Source organism: Flavobacterium qiangtangense (genome assembly GCF_042658345.1).
In the GTDB taxonomy this organism is placed as follows: Bacteria; Bacteroidota; Bacteroidia; order Flavobacteriales; family Flavobacteriaceae; genus Flavobacterium; species Flavobacterium qiangtangense.
The window spans coordinates 39,649-56,436 of record NZ_JBHSQB010000010.1 but is presented as its reverse complement, the minus strand read 5'-3'; the positions used below and the strand labels follow the sequence as shown (position 1 = coordinate 56,436).

The 16,788-nt window shown below is 35.1% G+C and carries 17 protein-coding genes; all 17 read right to left on the bottom strand.

Annotated elements, in window-relative coordinates; translation table 11 throughout:
• Nucleotides 1-11: 11 nt before the first annotated feature.
• Nucleotides 12-1,655 carry an OstA-like protein gene (locus tag ACFPVY_RS14080; protein WP_379792758.1) on the bottom strand — a complete coding sequence of 548 codons (1,644 nt, stop codon included), beginning with the start codon at nt 1,653-1,655 and terminating at the stop codon, nt 12-14.
• Between the two features lie 213 nt (nt 1,656-1,868).
• Nucleotides 1,869-3,140 carry an adenylosuccinate synthase gene (locus tag ACFPVY_RS14075; protein ID WP_379792757.1) on the bottom strand — a complete coding sequence of 424 codons (1,272 nt, stop codon included), beginning with the start codon at nt 3,138-3,140 and terminating at the stop codon, nt 1,869-1,871.
• Between the two features lie 23 nt (nt 3,141-3,163).
• Entirely contained in the window at nt 3,164-3,628 is a 465-nt protein-coding gene (locus tag ACFPVY_RS14070; protein WP_379792756.1) for a Fur family transcriptional regulator, read from the bottom strand.
• Between the two features lie 79 nt (nt 3,629-3,707).
• A complete protein-coding gene (locus ACFPVY_RS14065) occupies nt 3,708-3,971 on the bottom strand; it encodes a hypothetical protein (protein WP_379792755.1) in 264 nt (87 codons plus the stop codon).
• The gene (locus ACFPVY_RS14060) at nt 3,972-4,406 is read right to left on the bottom strand and encodes a hypothetical protein (RefSeq protein WP_379792754.1); all 435 of its coding nucleotides are present in this window, start codon (nt 4,404-4,406) and stop codon (nt 3,972-3,974) included.
• A 33-nt stretch (nt 4,407-4,439) separates the two neighbouring features.
• Nucleotides 4,440-4,733: a type II toxin-antitoxin system RelE/ParE family toxin gene (locus ACFPVY_RS14055; protein WP_379792753.1), complete on the bottom strand. Its 294-nt coding sequence runs from the start codon at nt 4,731-4,733 to the stop codon at nt 4,440-4,442.
• Entirely contained in the window at nt 4,734-4,976 is a 243-nt protein-coding gene (locus ACFPVY_RS14050; RefSeq protein WP_379792752.1) for a type II toxin-antitoxin system ParD family antitoxin, read from the bottom strand.
• A gap of 59 nt (nt 4,977-5,035) precedes the next feature.
• A complete protein-coding gene (locus ACFPVY_RS14045) occupies nt 5,036-7,255 on the bottom strand; it encodes a RelA/SpoT family protein (protein WP_379792751.1) in 2,220 nt (739 codons plus the stop codon).
• A 139-nt stretch (nt 7,256-7,394) separates the two neighbouring features.
• Nucleotides 7,395-8,915, bottom strand: a complete 1,521-nt coding sequence (locus ACFPVY_RS14040) for a serine hydrolase (RefSeq protein ID WP_379792750.1) — start codon at nt 8,913-8,915, stop codon at nt 7,395-7,397.
• Between the two features lie 55 nt (nt 8,916-8,970).
• Nucleotides 8,971-9,756, bottom strand: a complete 786-nt coding sequence (locus tag ACFPVY_RS14035; RefSeq protein ID WP_379792748.1) for a TrmH family RNA methyltransferase — start codon at nt 9,754-9,756, stop codon at nt 8,971-8,973.
• Between the two features lie 293 nt (nt 9,757-10,049).
• Nucleotides 10,050-10,460 carry a hypothetical protein gene (locus ACFPVY_RS14030; protein WP_379792747.1) on the bottom strand — a complete coding sequence of 137 codons (411 nt, stop codon included), beginning with the start codon at nt 10,458-10,460 and terminating at the stop codon, nt 10,050-10,052.
• Between the two features lie 56 nt (nt 10,461-10,516).
• A complete protein-coding gene (locus tag ACFPVY_RS14025) occupies nt 10,517-11,803 on the bottom strand; it encodes a DUF58 domain-containing protein (protein ID WP_379792746.1) in 1,287 nt (428 codons plus the stop codon).
• Nucleotides 11,804-11,849: 46 nt separating this feature from the next.
• Nucleotides 11,850-12,866, bottom strand: coding sequence for an AAA family ATPase (locus ACFPVY_RS14020; RefSeq protein ID WP_379792745.1), 1,017 nt, complete (start codon nt 12,864-12,866; stop codon nt 11,850-11,852).
• A 14-nt stretch (nt 12,867-12,880) separates the two neighbouring features.
• Nucleotides 12,881-14,104, bottom strand: a complete 1,224-nt coding sequence (locus tag ACFPVY_RS14015) for a DUF4350 domain-containing protein (protein WP_379792744.1) — start codon at nt 14,102-14,104, stop codon at nt 12,881-12,883.
• Nucleotides 14,104-14,874: a DUF4129 domain-containing protein gene (locus ACFPVY_RS14010; protein WP_379792743.1), complete on the bottom strand. Its 771-nt coding sequence runs from the start codon at nt 14,872-14,874 to the stop codon at nt 14,104-14,106. Before ACFPVY_RS14010 ends, ACFPVY_RS14015 begins: the two co-directional genes overlap by 1 nt.
• Nucleotides 14,867-15,820, bottom strand: a complete 954-nt coding sequence (locus ACFPVY_RS14005) for a hypothetical protein (protein ID WP_379792742.1) — start codon at nt 15,818-15,820, stop codon at nt 14,867-14,869. Before ACFPVY_RS14005 ends, ACFPVY_RS14010 begins: the two co-directional genes overlap by 8 nt.
• Complete coding sequence (locus tag ACFPVY_RS14000; RefSeq protein WP_379792741.1) at nt 15,817-16,785, bottom strand: stage II sporulation protein M; 969 nt, start codon at nt 16,783-16,785, stop codon at nt 15,817-15,819. The genes ACFPVY_RS14005 and ACFPVY_RS14000 overlap by 4 nt, the downstream gene beginning before the upstream one ends.
• Between the last annotated feature and the right edge of the window lie 3 nt (nt 16,786-16,788).

The window sequence follows — 16,788 nt, the reverse complement described above, 5'->3', positions numbered from 1 at the left end:
CTGCAACCTAATTAAGGAACTTTTTTAGGTTCAGGATTATTCTTATCATAATCCAAAGTTTCCTTTCGAACTTCCATCGGAACATCGGCTTTGGCCTTTTCAGCTCTGCTTTGTTTCAATATTTTCTCATGAATTGCTTGTTCTTCCGGAGGAAAAATATCGTCTTTAGTTTTTATAATTTCGTCGCCACGCCAAATAAAATTCTTGAGTTTCCGGGCGTTTTCGGGTAAATCTTTTTCGGGATAACTTTCGCTTTGCGGATTAATCATCGAAGTTACCGTTGTAATTTTATTGTCTTCTAACTCCAAATGGATTTTACTGCTGATTCCTTTGTCAATTGCAGCCAATTCGCCTTTGTCATACGCGTAATAAATTTTTTCGGTGTTTTTGACCAGATCGACTTCATACAATTTATTATCCCGAAACTTTCCGTATAAATTGACGCCCTTGACCTGATTATAACCTTTTCCGAGCGAGTCTTTTGACACAATAAAAGCATCGGTGAGAACTTTTAAAGAATCTAATTTTTCTGTTTGTGTATTTGAAATCAAGTGGATTAATTTTCCGGTCAATTGATTCTCGCCGTTCCAAACCACTGGTTTTCCGATCAATTGTGTCAAGCCATTTTTTTCGCTTGAATGCAACGAATCACATTTTCCACTCATGTCGATTTTGTAAAAACGGACATTGTTAAACGCACGAATAACTCTGCTTTCAGGCTTTCCGGTGATCATTAATTTTTTTCCGTGAATGTATAACGTGTCGTTTTCAACGAGCGTGGCGGCGTAAGCGCGTTTTGTCATCACCAACGAATCTTGATTTCTGTAAACTTCGCCATAATGACCGCGCGCGATTCCTTTGTTGATCGAATCGGTAACTCGCACATTATTTGTGGCAGAAGCAAATTCTCGATTTCTGTCATAATATAAGCTGTCGCCTTCAATCAGTCGGTTGTTGTATTTTATATAAGAATTTTTTACGAAATGTGCGAAATTCTTTTTGGTATCATAAAATCCTTTCTCCGTATAAATAAAATTTTCTTTACTTGTAATTGTCGAAGGACCAAATAGATAAGAGTGACCTGAATTCGAATAGTAATCCAAATGGTTTGATTTGATCACATATTTTGGATTCGTAATTGTTACCGCAGTTAAAAACTGGAATTTCTTTTGATCCAAATAATATCTTCCAGATTTACTTCTTAACGTATTTTCTTGATCCTTGATTGTTCCGTAAGTCGTGTAATATGCTTGCTGAATTTTTCTGTCAAAGTTGATCGTGTCAGTTGTCAAAGTCATCTTTGGATCACGCATAATTACGTTTCCTGTTGCAAAAGCGAATTTTGTATTTCCTTGGTATTCAGCGTATTTACTGTCCATAAAAACGGTATCGCCTTGATTCATTTTTACGTCACCAAAAGCTTTTACATAGTTTTCTTTGTTGAAAAGATAGGCGGCATTGCAACTCATTCGAACACCATCGTGAATCAAACGAACATTGCCACGATATACAACAGCGCCAGGAACTTCTGTTTGCTGGATATCGACAAAATCAGAGTTTTCGACCACAATTTTTTTTGGTGGTGCTTGCGCTAAAAGCGTATTGAAACTCAATAAGATAAAAAGGCCGGCAAGAAATAAAAAGTGCTTCTTCAATGGAAAATATTTTGGGTCAAATTTAATTAAAATCTCCAAATCTGATTTTTAATTAAGAATTATTTGTGTGAATAATTTCAACACAGATTTCACAGATTTACACGGATTAATTATTTTGAATGAAAATCCTTTTTAATCTTTTAATCTGTGGCAAAAAAATCCGTCAAATATGTGTTTAAAAAAAACGCCTTGATTTTGTCAAGGCGTTTTCAATTATTTCATAATAGTTTGAGTCCTATCTGGACCAACTGAAATTACCTTGATCGGAACTTCAACAAACTTTTCGATAAATTCAACATATTCTTTCAATTCTGAAGGAAGTTCGTCATACGAAGTCATTCCGGTCAAATCTGCTTTCCAACCTTTTTTTTCTACATAAATAGGAGAAACATTTTCAGGCTCGATATTGTATGGCAAATGGTCGATTTCTTCCCCTTTGTAATCGTAAGCCATACAAACTTTCAAAGTCTCAAAACCAGAAAGAACGTCGCCTTTCATCATATACAAAGCTGTAACGCCGTTCACTTGAATCGCATATTTCAACGCAACTAAATCCAGCCAACCGCAACGTCTTGCACGGCCAGTTACAGAACCGAATTCGTTACCAACTTTTGCCATTGTTTCTCCGTCTTTGTCAAAAAGCTCCGTAGGGAATGGTCCGCTACCAACTCTCGTTGTGTAAGCTTTGAAAATTCCGAAAACTTCTTTTACTTTATTTGGAGCAATTCCCAAACCAGTACAAGCGCCCGCAGCAGTTGTGTTTGAGGAAGTTACGAAAGGATACGTTCCAAAATCAATATCAAGCAAAGAACCTTGCGCTCCTTCAGCCAAAATTGATTTTCCTTCTTTCATCGCTTTGTTCAAATATTCTTCGCTGTCAATGAATTGCAACGTTTTTAAAACCTCGATAGATTCAAAAAACTCTTGTTCCAATTCTTGCAAATCATATTCCAAATCAACGTTATAAAACGCAATCATCGCTTCGTGCTTATCTGCCAAAGCTCTGTATCTATCTTTAAAATCTTCTAATTCAATGTCACCCACACGAAGACCGTTTCTTCCTGTTTTGTCCATATAAGTTGGCCCGATTCCTTTCAAAGTAGAACCAATTTTTGCCTTACCTTTTGAAGCTTCAGAAGCCGCATCTAAAAGTCGGTGTGTTGGCAAAATAAGGTGCGCTTTTCTAGAAATGATCAATCTTGACTGGATGTCGATATCAAATTTCGCTAAACCTTCTAATTCTTTTTGGAAAACCACTGGGTCAATCACGACACCGTTTCCAATAATATTAATTGATTTTTTGTGAAAAATCCCAGAAGGAATCGTTCTCAAAACGTGTTTGATTCCGTCAAATTCTAGCGTGTGTCCAGCATTTGGTCCGCCTTGAAAACGAGCAATAATATCGTACTTTGAAGTGAGAACGTCAACAATTTTTCCTTTGCCTTCGTCGCCCCACTGCAATCCGAGTAGTAAATCTACGGTCATTATTTTAGTTGTTTGTTGTTTATTTATTCTTTAGGTGTAGTCTTTTTGTTTCCGTAAAGGTAAAGCGAATGATTGTGAATTTCAATATCAAAAATCTCTTCAATCGTCTTTTTGATACTTTGAATTCGGGGATCGCAAAATTCAATAACTTCACCAGAATCAGTCATGATAATGTGGTCGTGCTGCTTATCAAAATACGATTTTTCATAATGTGCCTGGTTTTGCCCAAACTGGTGTTTTCGAACCAAAGCGCAATCCAATAACAATTCGATCGTGTTGTAAAGCGTGGCTCTACTAACGCGATAATTCTTATTTTTCATCTTGATATAAAGAGATTCTATGTCAAAATGCTCCTCATTATCATAAATTTCCTGAAGTATAGCATAGCGTTCAGGAGTTTTGCGATGTCCTTTGTTTTCAAGATATTTTGTAAAAACATTTTTTACAATCTCTTGATTCTTATTGTTATCTACGGAAATTAGTGTCATATCCTGCAAAGATAATTTATTTTATTCAAGTACCAAGTTTCTCGTTTATTGAATTTTAAACAAACAATGTTATTTTTTTTTAGAAGCTATTCCTGCTTTCCGCTTCAATCTTTCTTGGGAAAATCTTTTTTTCCAACGCAAGGAAAGGAGCTTCCTCCAGTCGCTCTTTACTTCCGGGAAAAAATAGATTTTCCCAAGAAAGGATTTCCGCTACAATCGGGGCTAGTGAGCGAACTTGTGGATGTAGATTTTTGTAACTTACTATCAAATTCATTATTATTGAAAATTCTAGTTTGTTGGCATTAGTAAGATCGACCGTTCTTTCGAATGTAAATTTTTGCATTTAAAATAGTTTTGCTGCTAAAACTGACACAATGAAATTTAAAATTGTAAATATTAATCCCATTACAATTATTCTTTTTTCAAATTTCGCTTCAAAGGTTTTTAAATTAATTTCAAGCTGTAATAGTTGTTCTTCCTTACCATCTTTCAATATTTTATTTTCTTTACTTGTTTTTTTGTTTTCTAAGTGCTTTAGCCAACCGCCTTCGTCTATAATTTCATTTCCGGTCGAAGTTAAAGAATAAATGTCATCATTACTAAAATTACGCCTAACGAGTTTTAAATCTGAAACTAAATATGATAATGACGAACGATACTCTTTAAAACTTTCCAAAGTTTGAAAATGTTCTTCCTGTTGAATTCTGTACTCTTTTTTTGAATAAACAGTTTTCAATAAATCATTTATTTTACTGTTGTCCTTGATTGATTTTTCCATCAGTTATAATGGTTGTTTCTGATTATATAGCATTCAAAATTTACTTTTCAAATCCATCATTCCGTGAAGAATTCTTATAATTTCAATTTCATTTTTTAAAATTTCTCGGTAGAAAATAATATGCTCACCACATTTGTATCCAAGCAAATTTGTAGTAACAATTTCATAAGATTTTCCAAGCTTTGGGTTGTTGGCTAAATCTTCGCACGAAGCCATAATAAGTTTATAATATTTTTCAGCTTGATTTGCAGACCATTCCTTTGTCGTGTAGTCCCAAATTTCAGATAAATCGCTGACTGCTCTTCTTGTAAAATAATATTTAGGCATTTATGAATTTCTAACCTTTAGAGATTCCAAGAACTTTTTTGGTTCAAAGTCGATCTCAATTCCACTATCAATTCCTTCTTTAATGGCTTTTCTTAAAGATATGATTTTGTTTTCTTCTTCTTCTAAGAGACGAAGCCCAGCACGAACAACTTCACTTGCATTACTAAACCTTCCTTTGGAAACACTTTCTTCAATAAAATCTTCAAAATGATTTCCTAACGATATCGACGTATTCCTTCCCATGATTAAATTTTTTATAAAGTTACCAAATTTTGGTAACATTTAGAAATTAAAATTAAAGCCTAATTCTTATTTATTCTAGTAACCTTATCAATCCCGTCAATCTTTTTAATATTCTCAATCAATTTTTTCAAAATCGTATTATTCTGAACCACAACCACAACTTGACCATTGAAAATTCCGGCATCGCCACTCAACGAAATACTCTGGATATTCACATTCATATTGTTCGAAATCACTTTGGTCAATTCATTCGTCAAACCAAGCGTGTCCATTCCGGTGATGTTCAAAATTGCTTTAAATTCTTGCTGCGTGGAGTCAATCCATTTCGCTTGAATAATTCGGTAGGCATAATTCGATTGCAAGCTGATCGCATTCGGACAATCTCTTTTATGCACTTTAATTCCTTCGTTAATCGTCACAAAACCAAATACATCATCACCAGGAATCGGGTTGCAGCAGGTCGCCAATTTATAATCTAACTTATCTTGTTCTTTCCCAAAAACCAACATGTCATAATTGTTGCTGATTTCTGGCTTATTGATAATTTCTGGCGAAGAAGTGTGGGTACGTTTAATTTTGTTCTTGAAAAAGTTCATGAACGTGTTGCTTTTCTGCGCCGCATAATCTTTCAATTGCTGATTATCGATGGCGCCAATTCCAACACGGTAAAACAAATCCAAACTGGTTTTTAATTTAAAAAAGTTAACCAATTCATTTACAGAAGCTTCGTTTAAAGTAATTTTTAAATGACGCAATTTTCTGGTCAGAAGCTCTTTTCCGTCTTCGGCAGTTTTCTTCGTATTTTCGTTTAATACGTTTTTAATCTTCGTTTTGGCTCTTGAAGTCGTTACATAATCCAACCAATGTGAAGTCGGTTTTTGATTTGGAGACGTAATAATTTCAATCTGATCGCCACTATTCAAAACGTGATTCAACGGAACCAATTTTCCGTTAACACGCGTTCCTCTAGTTTTGATTCCAATTTCTGAGTGAATGCTGAACGCAAAATCCAGCGAAGTTGCGCCTTTCGGAAGTGATTTGATTTCTCCTTTTGGCGTAAAAACATAAATTTCCTTCGAATATAAATTCAGTTTGAAATCTTCCACAAAATCCACGGCATTCGTCGAAGCATTTTCCAAAGCTTCCTTCAAAAGATTCAGCCAAGTGTCCAAACCGTGTTCTTCGTTGCCACCTTGTTTGTATTTGTAATGTGCGGCGTAACCTTTTTCTGCAATTTCGTCCATTCGCTCACTTCGAACTTGGATTTCTACCCAGCGCCCTTTTGGTCCCATAACCGTGATGTGAAGTGCTTCATAACCAGTTGATTTGGGCGAAGAAATCCAGTCACGCAAACGACTCGGGCTCGGACGATAATGATCTGTCACGATCGAATATATTTTCCAAGCAAAGAATTTTTCCTCGCTCGGTTCTGCTTTATAAATAATTCTCAGGGCAAATTTGTCATACACTTCATCAAAAGTCACACCTTGCGCCAGCATTTTTTTACGGATAGAAAATATAGATTTTGGTCTTCCTTTGATCGTATATTCAACGCCTTCAGCATCTAAAGAGCCTTTTAAGACATCAGAAATCGATTTGATATATTCGTCTTGCTGTTCTTTTGTTTCCTTAATTTTGCTGACAATATCGTTGTAAACATGCGGTTCTGTATATTTTAAACCTAAATCTTCAAGCTGGTTTTTTATATTGTAAAGTCCCAAACGGTGGGCGAGTGGTGCATAAATATAAAGTGTTTCCGAAGCAATTTTGGCCTGTTTGTAATCCACCATCGATTCCATCGTCTGCATATTGTGCAAACGGTCGGCAATTTTGATCAAAATTACACGAACATCGTCGTTCAAAGTCAATAACATTTTACGGAAATTTTCCGCCTGCATCGAAATCTCATTATCGGTCTTAACTTGTGCGATTTTGGTCAAGCCTTCCACAATCTTTGCAATCTTTGGATTAAACATTTTTTCAATGTCTTCTACCGTAATATCAGTGTCTTCCACGACATCGTGCATTAAAGCCGCCGCGATGGAAGTGGCGCCCAAACCAATTTCTGAAGCCACAATTTTCGCCACAGCAATGGGATGAAAAATATAAGCTTCGCCCGATTTTCTGCGCTGGTCTTTGTGAGCATCGACGGCCACGTCAAAAGCCTTTCGGATCAACTTTTTGTCGTCTTCCGTAAGCGTTTGATAACTAATGCGCAAAAGTTCTTTGTATTCCCTTGCGATTGCTTTGTTTTCCTGTTCAATATCGATCTCGACCATGGCGTTTGCGTGTTTGTTTGTTACTGCCTAAAGTAAAATAAAGTTTTGGATTGTGCAATATTTATGTTAAATTCTTAAAAAGCAAAAACCGCTCCAAACTGGGCGGTTTTTTGTTACAGATTATACTATTTTTCAGCTGTTATTTCACTTTCGAAAAATGCAAATCTTGAAAATCATAACTGAAATCGGTTGCCGGAGAAATTGGTTTCATTTTAAATTCTGAGTTGTCATTTTCAAACAAAATATGCGCATCAGCATGGAAATAACGATTGTTCCATTTTACCACGAAACTATTGTCTTTGTGAAAAAATATTTCTCCCGATAATTGAGGCGAACGTTTTGAAGCAAAATACAATTTTCCTTTCTTCTCAGAAATCACGACTTCGCCAAGCCAATTGTCTTTATACGTTCCAACATATTTCTTGAAATCAACTTTTTGCTTTTTATTTTTGGTTACGGTTGCCCAAACTTCTTCAGTTACTTTATCGGCTTTTTCTTCGGAAGCTTTTGCTTTCTGGCTAAAATCAGCAACCCAATCAATCGGAGCGATTTCCAAATAACTGTCTTTAATCGTGTTTGTAATCGCACTAAAAGCCGCGCCAGATTGTTGGTTCGTGAAAACGATAATTCCCAAATTTAACTCTGGAATTAAAGTCACTTGCGTTACAATTCCCTCCAAACCGCCAGTGTGCGAAACTTGCAATTTTCCTTTCACGTCGGTAATCTGCCAACCTAAACCATAGGATTTAAACAACGAATTGTAAGGCGCGATGGTTTTATTTGGCATCAAAGTTTGAGGCGTCCACATTTCTGCGTGCTGTTTTTCTGAAATCAATATTTTCTCGCCAAATTTTCCTTTGTTCAATTGCATAATTGCCCAATTACTCATGTCGTTTACGCTAGAATAAATTCCGGCGGCGGCGGCAAAAGTGGTGTTTTTGTAGCGAGATATTGCCTGTAATTTTCCATCGATTGGAACGTGCGACACAATTACATTTGAAGTATCCTTTAACCGAACCCACGCAGTCGCTGAATTCTTCATATTTAAAGGCGTGAAAAATCGGGTTTCTACAAATTCGTTCCAAGTCTGACCGCTTACTTTGTGCACAACTTCGCCCGCAATAATGTACAATAAATTGTCATAATCATATTTCGTTCTAAAACCAGAAACTGGTTTTAAATATTGAATGTTTTCAATAATATCTTTTGGCTGAAAGTCAGAGCCGTCGGGCCAAAGCATTAAATCTCCGGCGCCAAGACCAAGTCCGCTTCGATGTGTCAATAAATCTCTGATTGTGAATTCGTTGGTCACATAATCGTTATACATTTTAAAATTTGGCAGATATTTGATGACTTTATCGTCCCAATTTATTTTGCCTTCATCAACCAATATCGCCAATGAAGCGCTTGTAAAAGCCTTGCTGTTTGAAGCAATTCCGAACAAAGTATTTTCGTTTACTTTTTCATTCGTAATAATTGATTTCACGCCATAACCTTTGGAATGAATTATTTTTCCATCTTTCACAACGGCAACGGCAATTCCAGGAACGTCGAAAGTTTTCAGTGTTCTTTCGACAACTTCGTCGATTTGTGGAGAAGTGATTTGGGCAAAATTATTTAGTGTAAATAATAATGCCAATAGTAAAAGTTTGTTTCTCATAATAAAAAAGTATAACCACAGATTAAAAGAAAATCTGCGAATCTGCGGTAAAAAATTAAAATCCTCGTTGGCGTTTTGCTTCAAAAATCAAAATCGCGGCGGCAACCGAAACATTCATGGAATCAATCGCACCTTGCATCGGAATAATGATATTTTGAGTAGCATTATCACGCCATTCATGGGTCAAACCGGTGGCTTCTGTTCCAACGACCAACGCTGTTGGCGTAGTGTAATCTTGTGTGTGATAACCCGTAGAATTCTGCAAAGTCGCACAATAAATGCTGATGTTTTTAGATTTTAAAAACGCAATAATTTCCTCCGTAGTTCCGGTTGCGATATTATTTGTAAACAAGCAGCCAACGCTGGAACGGACGATATTTGGGCTGTATAAATCACTTTTTGGGTTGGCTATAATCACCGCGTCTAAGTTTGCAGCGTCAGCGGTTCTCAAAATCGCACCAATGTTTCCTGGTTTTTCTGGAGCTTCTGCCACGAGAATTAATGGGTTTTCACCCAAATTCAATTCTGCTAAAGAAAGGTTTTTAGATTTTGCAATGGCAAGAATTCCTTCGGTTGTATCGCGATACGCTAATTTTTGATAGACTTCTTTGCTGATTTCGATAAATTCTGCTGAACGTGAAAGTTTTTTGGCTTCGTTTTCTGAACTAATTTCTGGCAAAAATAAAATGGTTTCGATTTCATAACCGCCTTTTTGCGCCAGCTCAATTTCACGTTGGCCTTCGATTAAAAAAGTTCCGGTTTGTTTTCTGGCTTTCGATTTTTCCTGAAGTAAAACCAGCGATTTTATAAAAGGATTTTGGACAGAAGTGATTTGTTTCAAAATTTTAGTATCTGAGTTTCTAAGTCGCTAAGGTACTAAGATTTTAGTTTCTGTGAAAGGTGGGTAGAGACGTTTGGTTTTAAATGTCAGTAACAAATAGGTTTCCTCTCAATTTTGTCATTCCGACGAAGGAGGAATCTCTGCAATAGTAACGTTGCTGATGGAGATTCCGTTTCGGGGTTAAACGTCAGTTGCGGAATTTGGAACTAATAATTTTGTTTGTGACCAGAAAAAGAAGTTATGAAAAAATTTCGATTCGTTTACCGCAAACGTGCAATTGCATGTAACCGCTGTTACCACTCGTTTTTCTTTTCTTTAATATATTCAGATTCGACTTCAAATTGTTTTGCATTAATTTGCCTGATTTTCAAAATTATAGTATACTTTCCTTTTTCTATTACGTTATTTCCAATGTGGTCAACTGGAATGCAAATTTGATGAGACCAAAAATTTTCAGCCAAAAGCTTTTTTTTGAATACTGTTAAGTCATAGCAATTATCTTTCCAAAGACCTTTCACTTTTTTTACTTCGGAATAACTTTTGGGTGCGATGTTTTTAAATGTAGATTCTTGACCGGCAAAAGAAATTTTTAGTTTCTCAATTCTGAATTTACTGTTATTAAAAATTCTTAGCTCAAGATTTTCTTCCGATTTCCCAACGCTTAACAGTAAAAAGCCCAGAATTAAAATAATCAAGTTTCTCATTTTCAGGTTGTTTTACAAATGACTGATAACTCGTTTTTTGGAATTACAAGTTTTTCTTAAAGAATTCCTCTCGCTTTAATCTCCAAATATTTATTAATCGTGTCTAAAGTCAGATTTTCAGGCTGTGTCAAGACAGAATAAATTCCGTATTTCTTTAATTCGTTGACAATTAATCTTTTTTCGAAGGCAAATTTTTCGGCGATTACTTTGTCATAAACCTCTTGAATCGTGACTGCTTTTGAATTGATGATTTCGTTTAATTCTGTGTTTTGGAAGAAAACCACAACCAATAAATGACTTTTCGCAATTCCTTTTAAATAAGGAAGTTGTCTGTGTAAACTATCTAAAGTTTCGAAATTTGTATATAAAATTATTAAGCTTCTTTGGTTGATATTTTTCTTTACGTCAGCATACAATCGGCTGTAATCGCTTTCAAAAAAGTCGGTTTTAATATTGTACAAACTTTCTAAAATCTGTTGCATCTGTGACGAGCGTTTTTCAGCAACCACACGATTTTCTACTTTTTTAGAGAACGCAAACATCCCTGCTTTGTCTTGTTTTTTAAGAATTACATTTGACAAAACTAACGTTGCATTTATCGCATAATCCAATAAACTCAAACCGTTGAAAGGCATTTTCATGACACGACCTTTGTCAATCGCCATATAAATCGACTGTGATTTTTCGTCTTGAAACTGATTTACCATCAGCGAATTTTTCTTTGCCGTAGCTTTCCAATTTAAGGTTCGAATGTCGTCGCCTTGCACATATTCCTTGATTTGTTCAAATTCCATTGTGTGGCCGATTCTTCTGATTTTCTTTACACCATATTGAAATAAATTGTTCGAAAAAGCCATCAAATCATATTTTCGTAGTTGAATATAAGATGGATAGGTGGGAACCATTTGGTTGTTATTGAACGTAAATCTTCTTGAAATCAATTTTAAAGGAGAAATCACGTAAATATTTAAATTCCCAAAAGTATATTCGCCACGTTCTGTCGGACGAAGATAATATTGAATATCGTCTTGAGAAGAAGCTTTGATTTGTCTCTTGATTTCAAAATTTCTTAGTTGAAACTGTTCCGGAATTTCATCAATAATTTTTACGCCAATAGGAAAGGTGTAATAATTTTTGATATTGATTCCGATGGCATTTTCATCTCCATTCGACAATTTTTCTGGAGCAATTCGTGTTCCTTCGATTCCGTTTTTGGCCAAAAATAAAATCAAAATATCCATCAGCACAAAAGCAATCAGAATCAGCAGCAAATAACCCGCAGCGCCCAATAAAGCCGGAAAAATAAAGGCAATACAATAGAGAATTCCCACGCTAATCAGCATGAAAAAAAAGAAATTGTTGATATATAAGCTTCTAAAAAATTTCAAATTACCTTGGGATTTCGATTGCTTCAATAACCTGTTTAATGATCTCAACGCTCGTAATTCCTTCCATTTCGCGCTCTGGAGTTACAATAACTCTATGTTGTAAAACCGGAATTGCTGCTTCTTTAATATCTTCTGGAGTCACAAAATCGCGTCCGCGAATTGCGGCGTAACCTTTTGCGGCATTTAAAATGGCAATCGACGCACGAGGTGAAGCTCCAAGATATAAAAACGCATTTTCTCTTGTGTTCACGACCAATTTAGCGATGTATTCTAAAAGTTGCGGTTCCACAATAATTTGCTTCACCAACGCCTGGTATTTCTGGATTTCTTCGGAAGTTAAAACCGTTTTGATATTGTCTAATTTTCCGTGGTTTTGCAACGAATGCTCTTTTTGGATAATCAAAATTTCTTCGGCTAACTTTGGATAATCGATATTAATTTTGAACAAGAAACGGTCTAATTGCGCTTCTGGCAAACGATACGTTCCTTCTTGCTCAATTGGGTTTTGCGTGGCAATGACCAAAAATGGCGCATCTAAAACATAACGCGTTCCGTCCATCGTGATTTGGCGCTCTTCCATAACTTCAAACAAAGCGGCTTGCGTTTTTGCTGGCGCGCGATTTATCTCGTCAATCAAAACCAAATTCGAGAAAATCGGACCTTTTTTAAACTCAAATTCCGACTTTTTCAAGTCATAAACTGAAGTTCCTAAAATATCTGAAGGCATTAAATCTGGCGTAAATTGGATTCTGCTGAAATTGATATTCAACGTTTTTGCCAATAATTTTGCCGTGATTGTTTTGGCAACTCCAGGAACTCCTTCCAATAAAACGTGGCCGTTTGAAAGAATTGCAACTAAAAGCTGATCAATCATTTTGTGCTGGCCAACGATTACGCTTCCGATTTCTGCCCTGATTTTTTCGATGCTTTCTTGCAACGGACTCAAGTCAATTCTTGCGGTAAAATTTACGTTTTCAGAAGTAATTTCGTTTGGGCTATTTTCTATATTTTCTTCCATTTTATTAAATTGGATTAAGATTCTTTAGTGTCGTTTTCTTTGGCAAAAATCTTCTCGATTGCCGTATTTAAAGCTATCAGATCAGCTTCAATGCTTTGATGATAACTCTTTTTATATTGGTTGATCAAATAAATCGCACGATGAATATCTTCGATTTTCTTGCCCGTTTTTTGCTGTAATTTTTTCTCGAAATTTTCGTCCAAAACATTGGTGTCCAAAAGATACTCATTTCTGACTTTTTCTAAGAAATAAATGATTTTCTTTTCAATAATATTATCGTGATTTCCCTCTTGAAAATATAAATTCCCGATGGTTTTGGTGAAATCGACAGTTGTATTTTCAAGCGGTTTTATAATAGGAACAATTCGTTGCTTTCGTTTCGCATTAAAAATCGCAAAAATAACCAGTCCAAAAAGTAAAATATACCACGCGGCTTTTAACGCAGGCTGGCTCAAAATATAACGCATTTGCGAATTTGAAATCACTTCACCCGATTGATTTTTTAAAAGCCAGAAAATATCTCCGTCGGTGTAACCCAATAAACTTGTCGCATAATCGGCATTTTTATTTTTTAAAAGATGATAATTCGTGAAAACATTGGGTTGCGTGTGAAGAAAAATTTCCCCGCTTCCGTATGGAATTTTTATGAAATTGACCTGTTTGTCTTTTTTATAACCTTGATAGCCAAGAACGGTCGTGGTCAGCGTGTCAATTTTATTGAAATAAGAATTGCTGGCGCCAATGGCAATATTGTATTTTTTCGGATTTAATTTCGGATTTGCAAGCCAGGTGGAAATCGTATCAGAATTCAAGAATTTAGACGAATATTCAAACTTCAAGCTGTCCATTAATTTCTGCGGAAAGCTCGAAGAACTGATGAAAACTTTGTTTCCGTGGTCAGCAAAATATAAGATTTCCTGAGTCGATTCGTCGTCAATCAAATACTCTTTTGAAACCGAAAGTACGGTTCCTTTAACGTCATACGTGTTGACCAAAGAATCATAATTGTATTTTGGCTCAAAATATTCATAAGCGGTTTCGCGAATTCGATTTACTTTTTGGTTCTTAAAAATTTCCTTGCTTTCTTGATTGAAAACATAAAGTCCAAACGGAATTTTGTCATTGATATCAAAGGTTGGCGTCCAGTTGATTGGTTTTGGGCGCGTTGCATCGACATAAATTATGCCTACCAAAAGCAGTACCAGAAAAACAATATATATTTTTATAGTTCTGTTCATTATAAGCTTTTTATGGTTTTTTCAAATGATTTCACTGATCTTGCGAGCGTTTCTTCTTCCAAAATAAATTCTCCATACCAAATGTAATTGTATAAATAAGAAAGATAAGAAAATTCTCCTCTTAATTTATCGCTTTTGATTTCATAAAGATAATCTGAATTGGTTTTTTCAACATCCCAATCGATAATTTCTTTTTCGGCTAATTTTTTCAAAAGCCATAAATAATAGTAACGAATCAGCAATCGATTTTCTCCAGATTTTGTGGCTTCCTTGATTAATTTTTCGAAATCAACCAGATGTAAGTTTTTCTCAATTTCATCATAATTGATTATTTTTTTATCCGAAGATTTTCCGAAAACCCAGCGACCTTCACCGTTCATAATTGCTTTTACGATCAGATAAATTACGAATAAAATTACGCCTACGGCCAAAACTTTTAATACAATTTCCACAAACGAAACTGACGATCCGTCAGAACTAAAACTGAAGATTTTGCCGAGCCAAAAGCCAAGCCATTCTACAAATCTGTCCCAAGAATTTTTCTCTTTTACTTTTTTCTCGTATTGAAAATCAGAGTCAGCATATTTTTCCTTAAAATCTTTTGGAAGCGTTTTTGCCTTGACATCTGAACTATCAATTAAAAGGTCTTTTTCCATAAATTTTTGAGCAACGGCAGTCGTGTCAATAATTGGCGGCACATAAGTCAACGTGTCTTGCCCAAAAGAATTTAGACTTAAAAAAAGAAAAAGTATGTATAAAAATTTATTCAAAATGGTTTCCGATGCTATCTATTTCGTAAAAAGAAGATTTGTTTTCAATGTGTTCTCTTCGGCTGTAATACATCATTCCTTGGTTAATCATCAAGAGATTGTTGAAAACATAATTTAAGATGGTTGTGAACACAAAAAGTATTGTCATTGTGATGCCAAGGCTTGATAAAGCTTCGGTATCAGAGGAGCCAGACGTATTTGCCGACGTGAAAATTATAACCATCGCAATCACATAAGGAATCATAGAAAGTATCGTCAAAGTCACTTGAATTATCATATACATAATCATTGTGGAACCAACTATTGGCCAAAATTGATTGAAAATATAACCAAAAGCTTTGCCGATTGAGCTGAAAAATCCGTCTTCGTTGTTTAAATAATGATAAAGTGTCAAGCTCATCAAACTGAAAAGTAACGGAATCGCGATCATCAACAACGGAATTCCGATGATGATGAAACAGAGCAAAATCAATATTGCAAAAATAATCATCAAAATTGGCGCGATTATGAATAAAGAAAGTATAAAAAACAAAAATAAACGTCCGGCTTTTGCTTTTAATCTTTTAAAAATCTCTTTGGAAGAAAAATTTGCGCCATTATTTTTCTCGTATTCGGATAAATAAATAACGGGAAATGCAAAGTTTATCAGCGTGAAAAGTAAGGTTAACAAGACAAAAAAGAAACCTCCAAAAATGATGAGCGCAAAATTTTCTGATAGAAAAGTCTCGGCATAATTGTAACTTGAGTTTCCGTTATTATTAATTTCTGAAAAAATAACTTCGAAATAAACTTTTGAAATAAAGTAAATGAAAACCGTCAAAAGAAGCAGGAAAACTCCGTTTATGGTAAAATAAGCTCCAAAAAAATGTTTGCCATCTTTCTTGAAAAAATCAAAAGTATCGTTTAGATAATCGTTAAATCTGCGTTTTTTAAATAATGCTATCATTGCGCTAATTTCATTTTTTTGTGGACAATAAACGGAAATATTAAAAAGTAAAATGAAATCATAAATAAGGTGGACAAAATAATAAACACGTTCAACCAATTTGGCATTTCCAAAGCATATCTTGTGACAAAACCTTCTAATAAACCAGCGGCAATTGTGAAAGGCATTGTGGCGATAAAAATTTTAAAACCGGCTTTAAAACCAATTTTTAAAGACGCCATTCGCGAATATGTTTTTGGAAATAATATGGAAGCTCCCAAAATTAATCCGGCTGCAGCTTCAATTACAATTGCAAAAATTTCCATCGAACCGTGAATCCAAATGCCTCGAACACTTTCCCAAAAAACGCCTTGTTCATAGAAAAAATATTGAAAAGCGCCCAGCATAATGCAGTTTTGTATGTAAATCCAAAGTGTTCCAACACCGGCAAAAAGTCCGTAAAGGAAACATCTTAGGCCTACAAATAAATTATTCAAAGTAATCCCAAAAGCAGAACCCCAATTGCCACCGCTTTTATAAACAGCCACCGGATTTCCGTCTTTGATATTTTCTAAAGTCATGTTCACATATTGATCGCCTAAAATCAGTCGAACAAAATCAGCGTCATATCTTGCAGAAATAGTTCCGATTGCAATAAATATAAAAAACAGCAAAAAAGAGTACAAAAGATATCTTCTGTATTGAAAAAGCAACAGCGGAACATCGATCGCAAAAAATTGAACAAATTGATTTGTTTCCGTTCTTTTTGTCTTGTAAATTTTCTGATAAATCTGTGAAGCTAAATAATTTAAATAGACAACTGTCTTACTTCTAGGGTAATAAGTTTGTGCGTATGACAAATCATTGACCAAATGAACATATAAACTGGCCATTTCATCAGGATTTTTTTTAGCTTTACCAAAAATTGCTTGTTCAAAGTCAAGCCATTTTTCTTTATTTTGCTTTATGAATGCAACTTCTCTCATTTG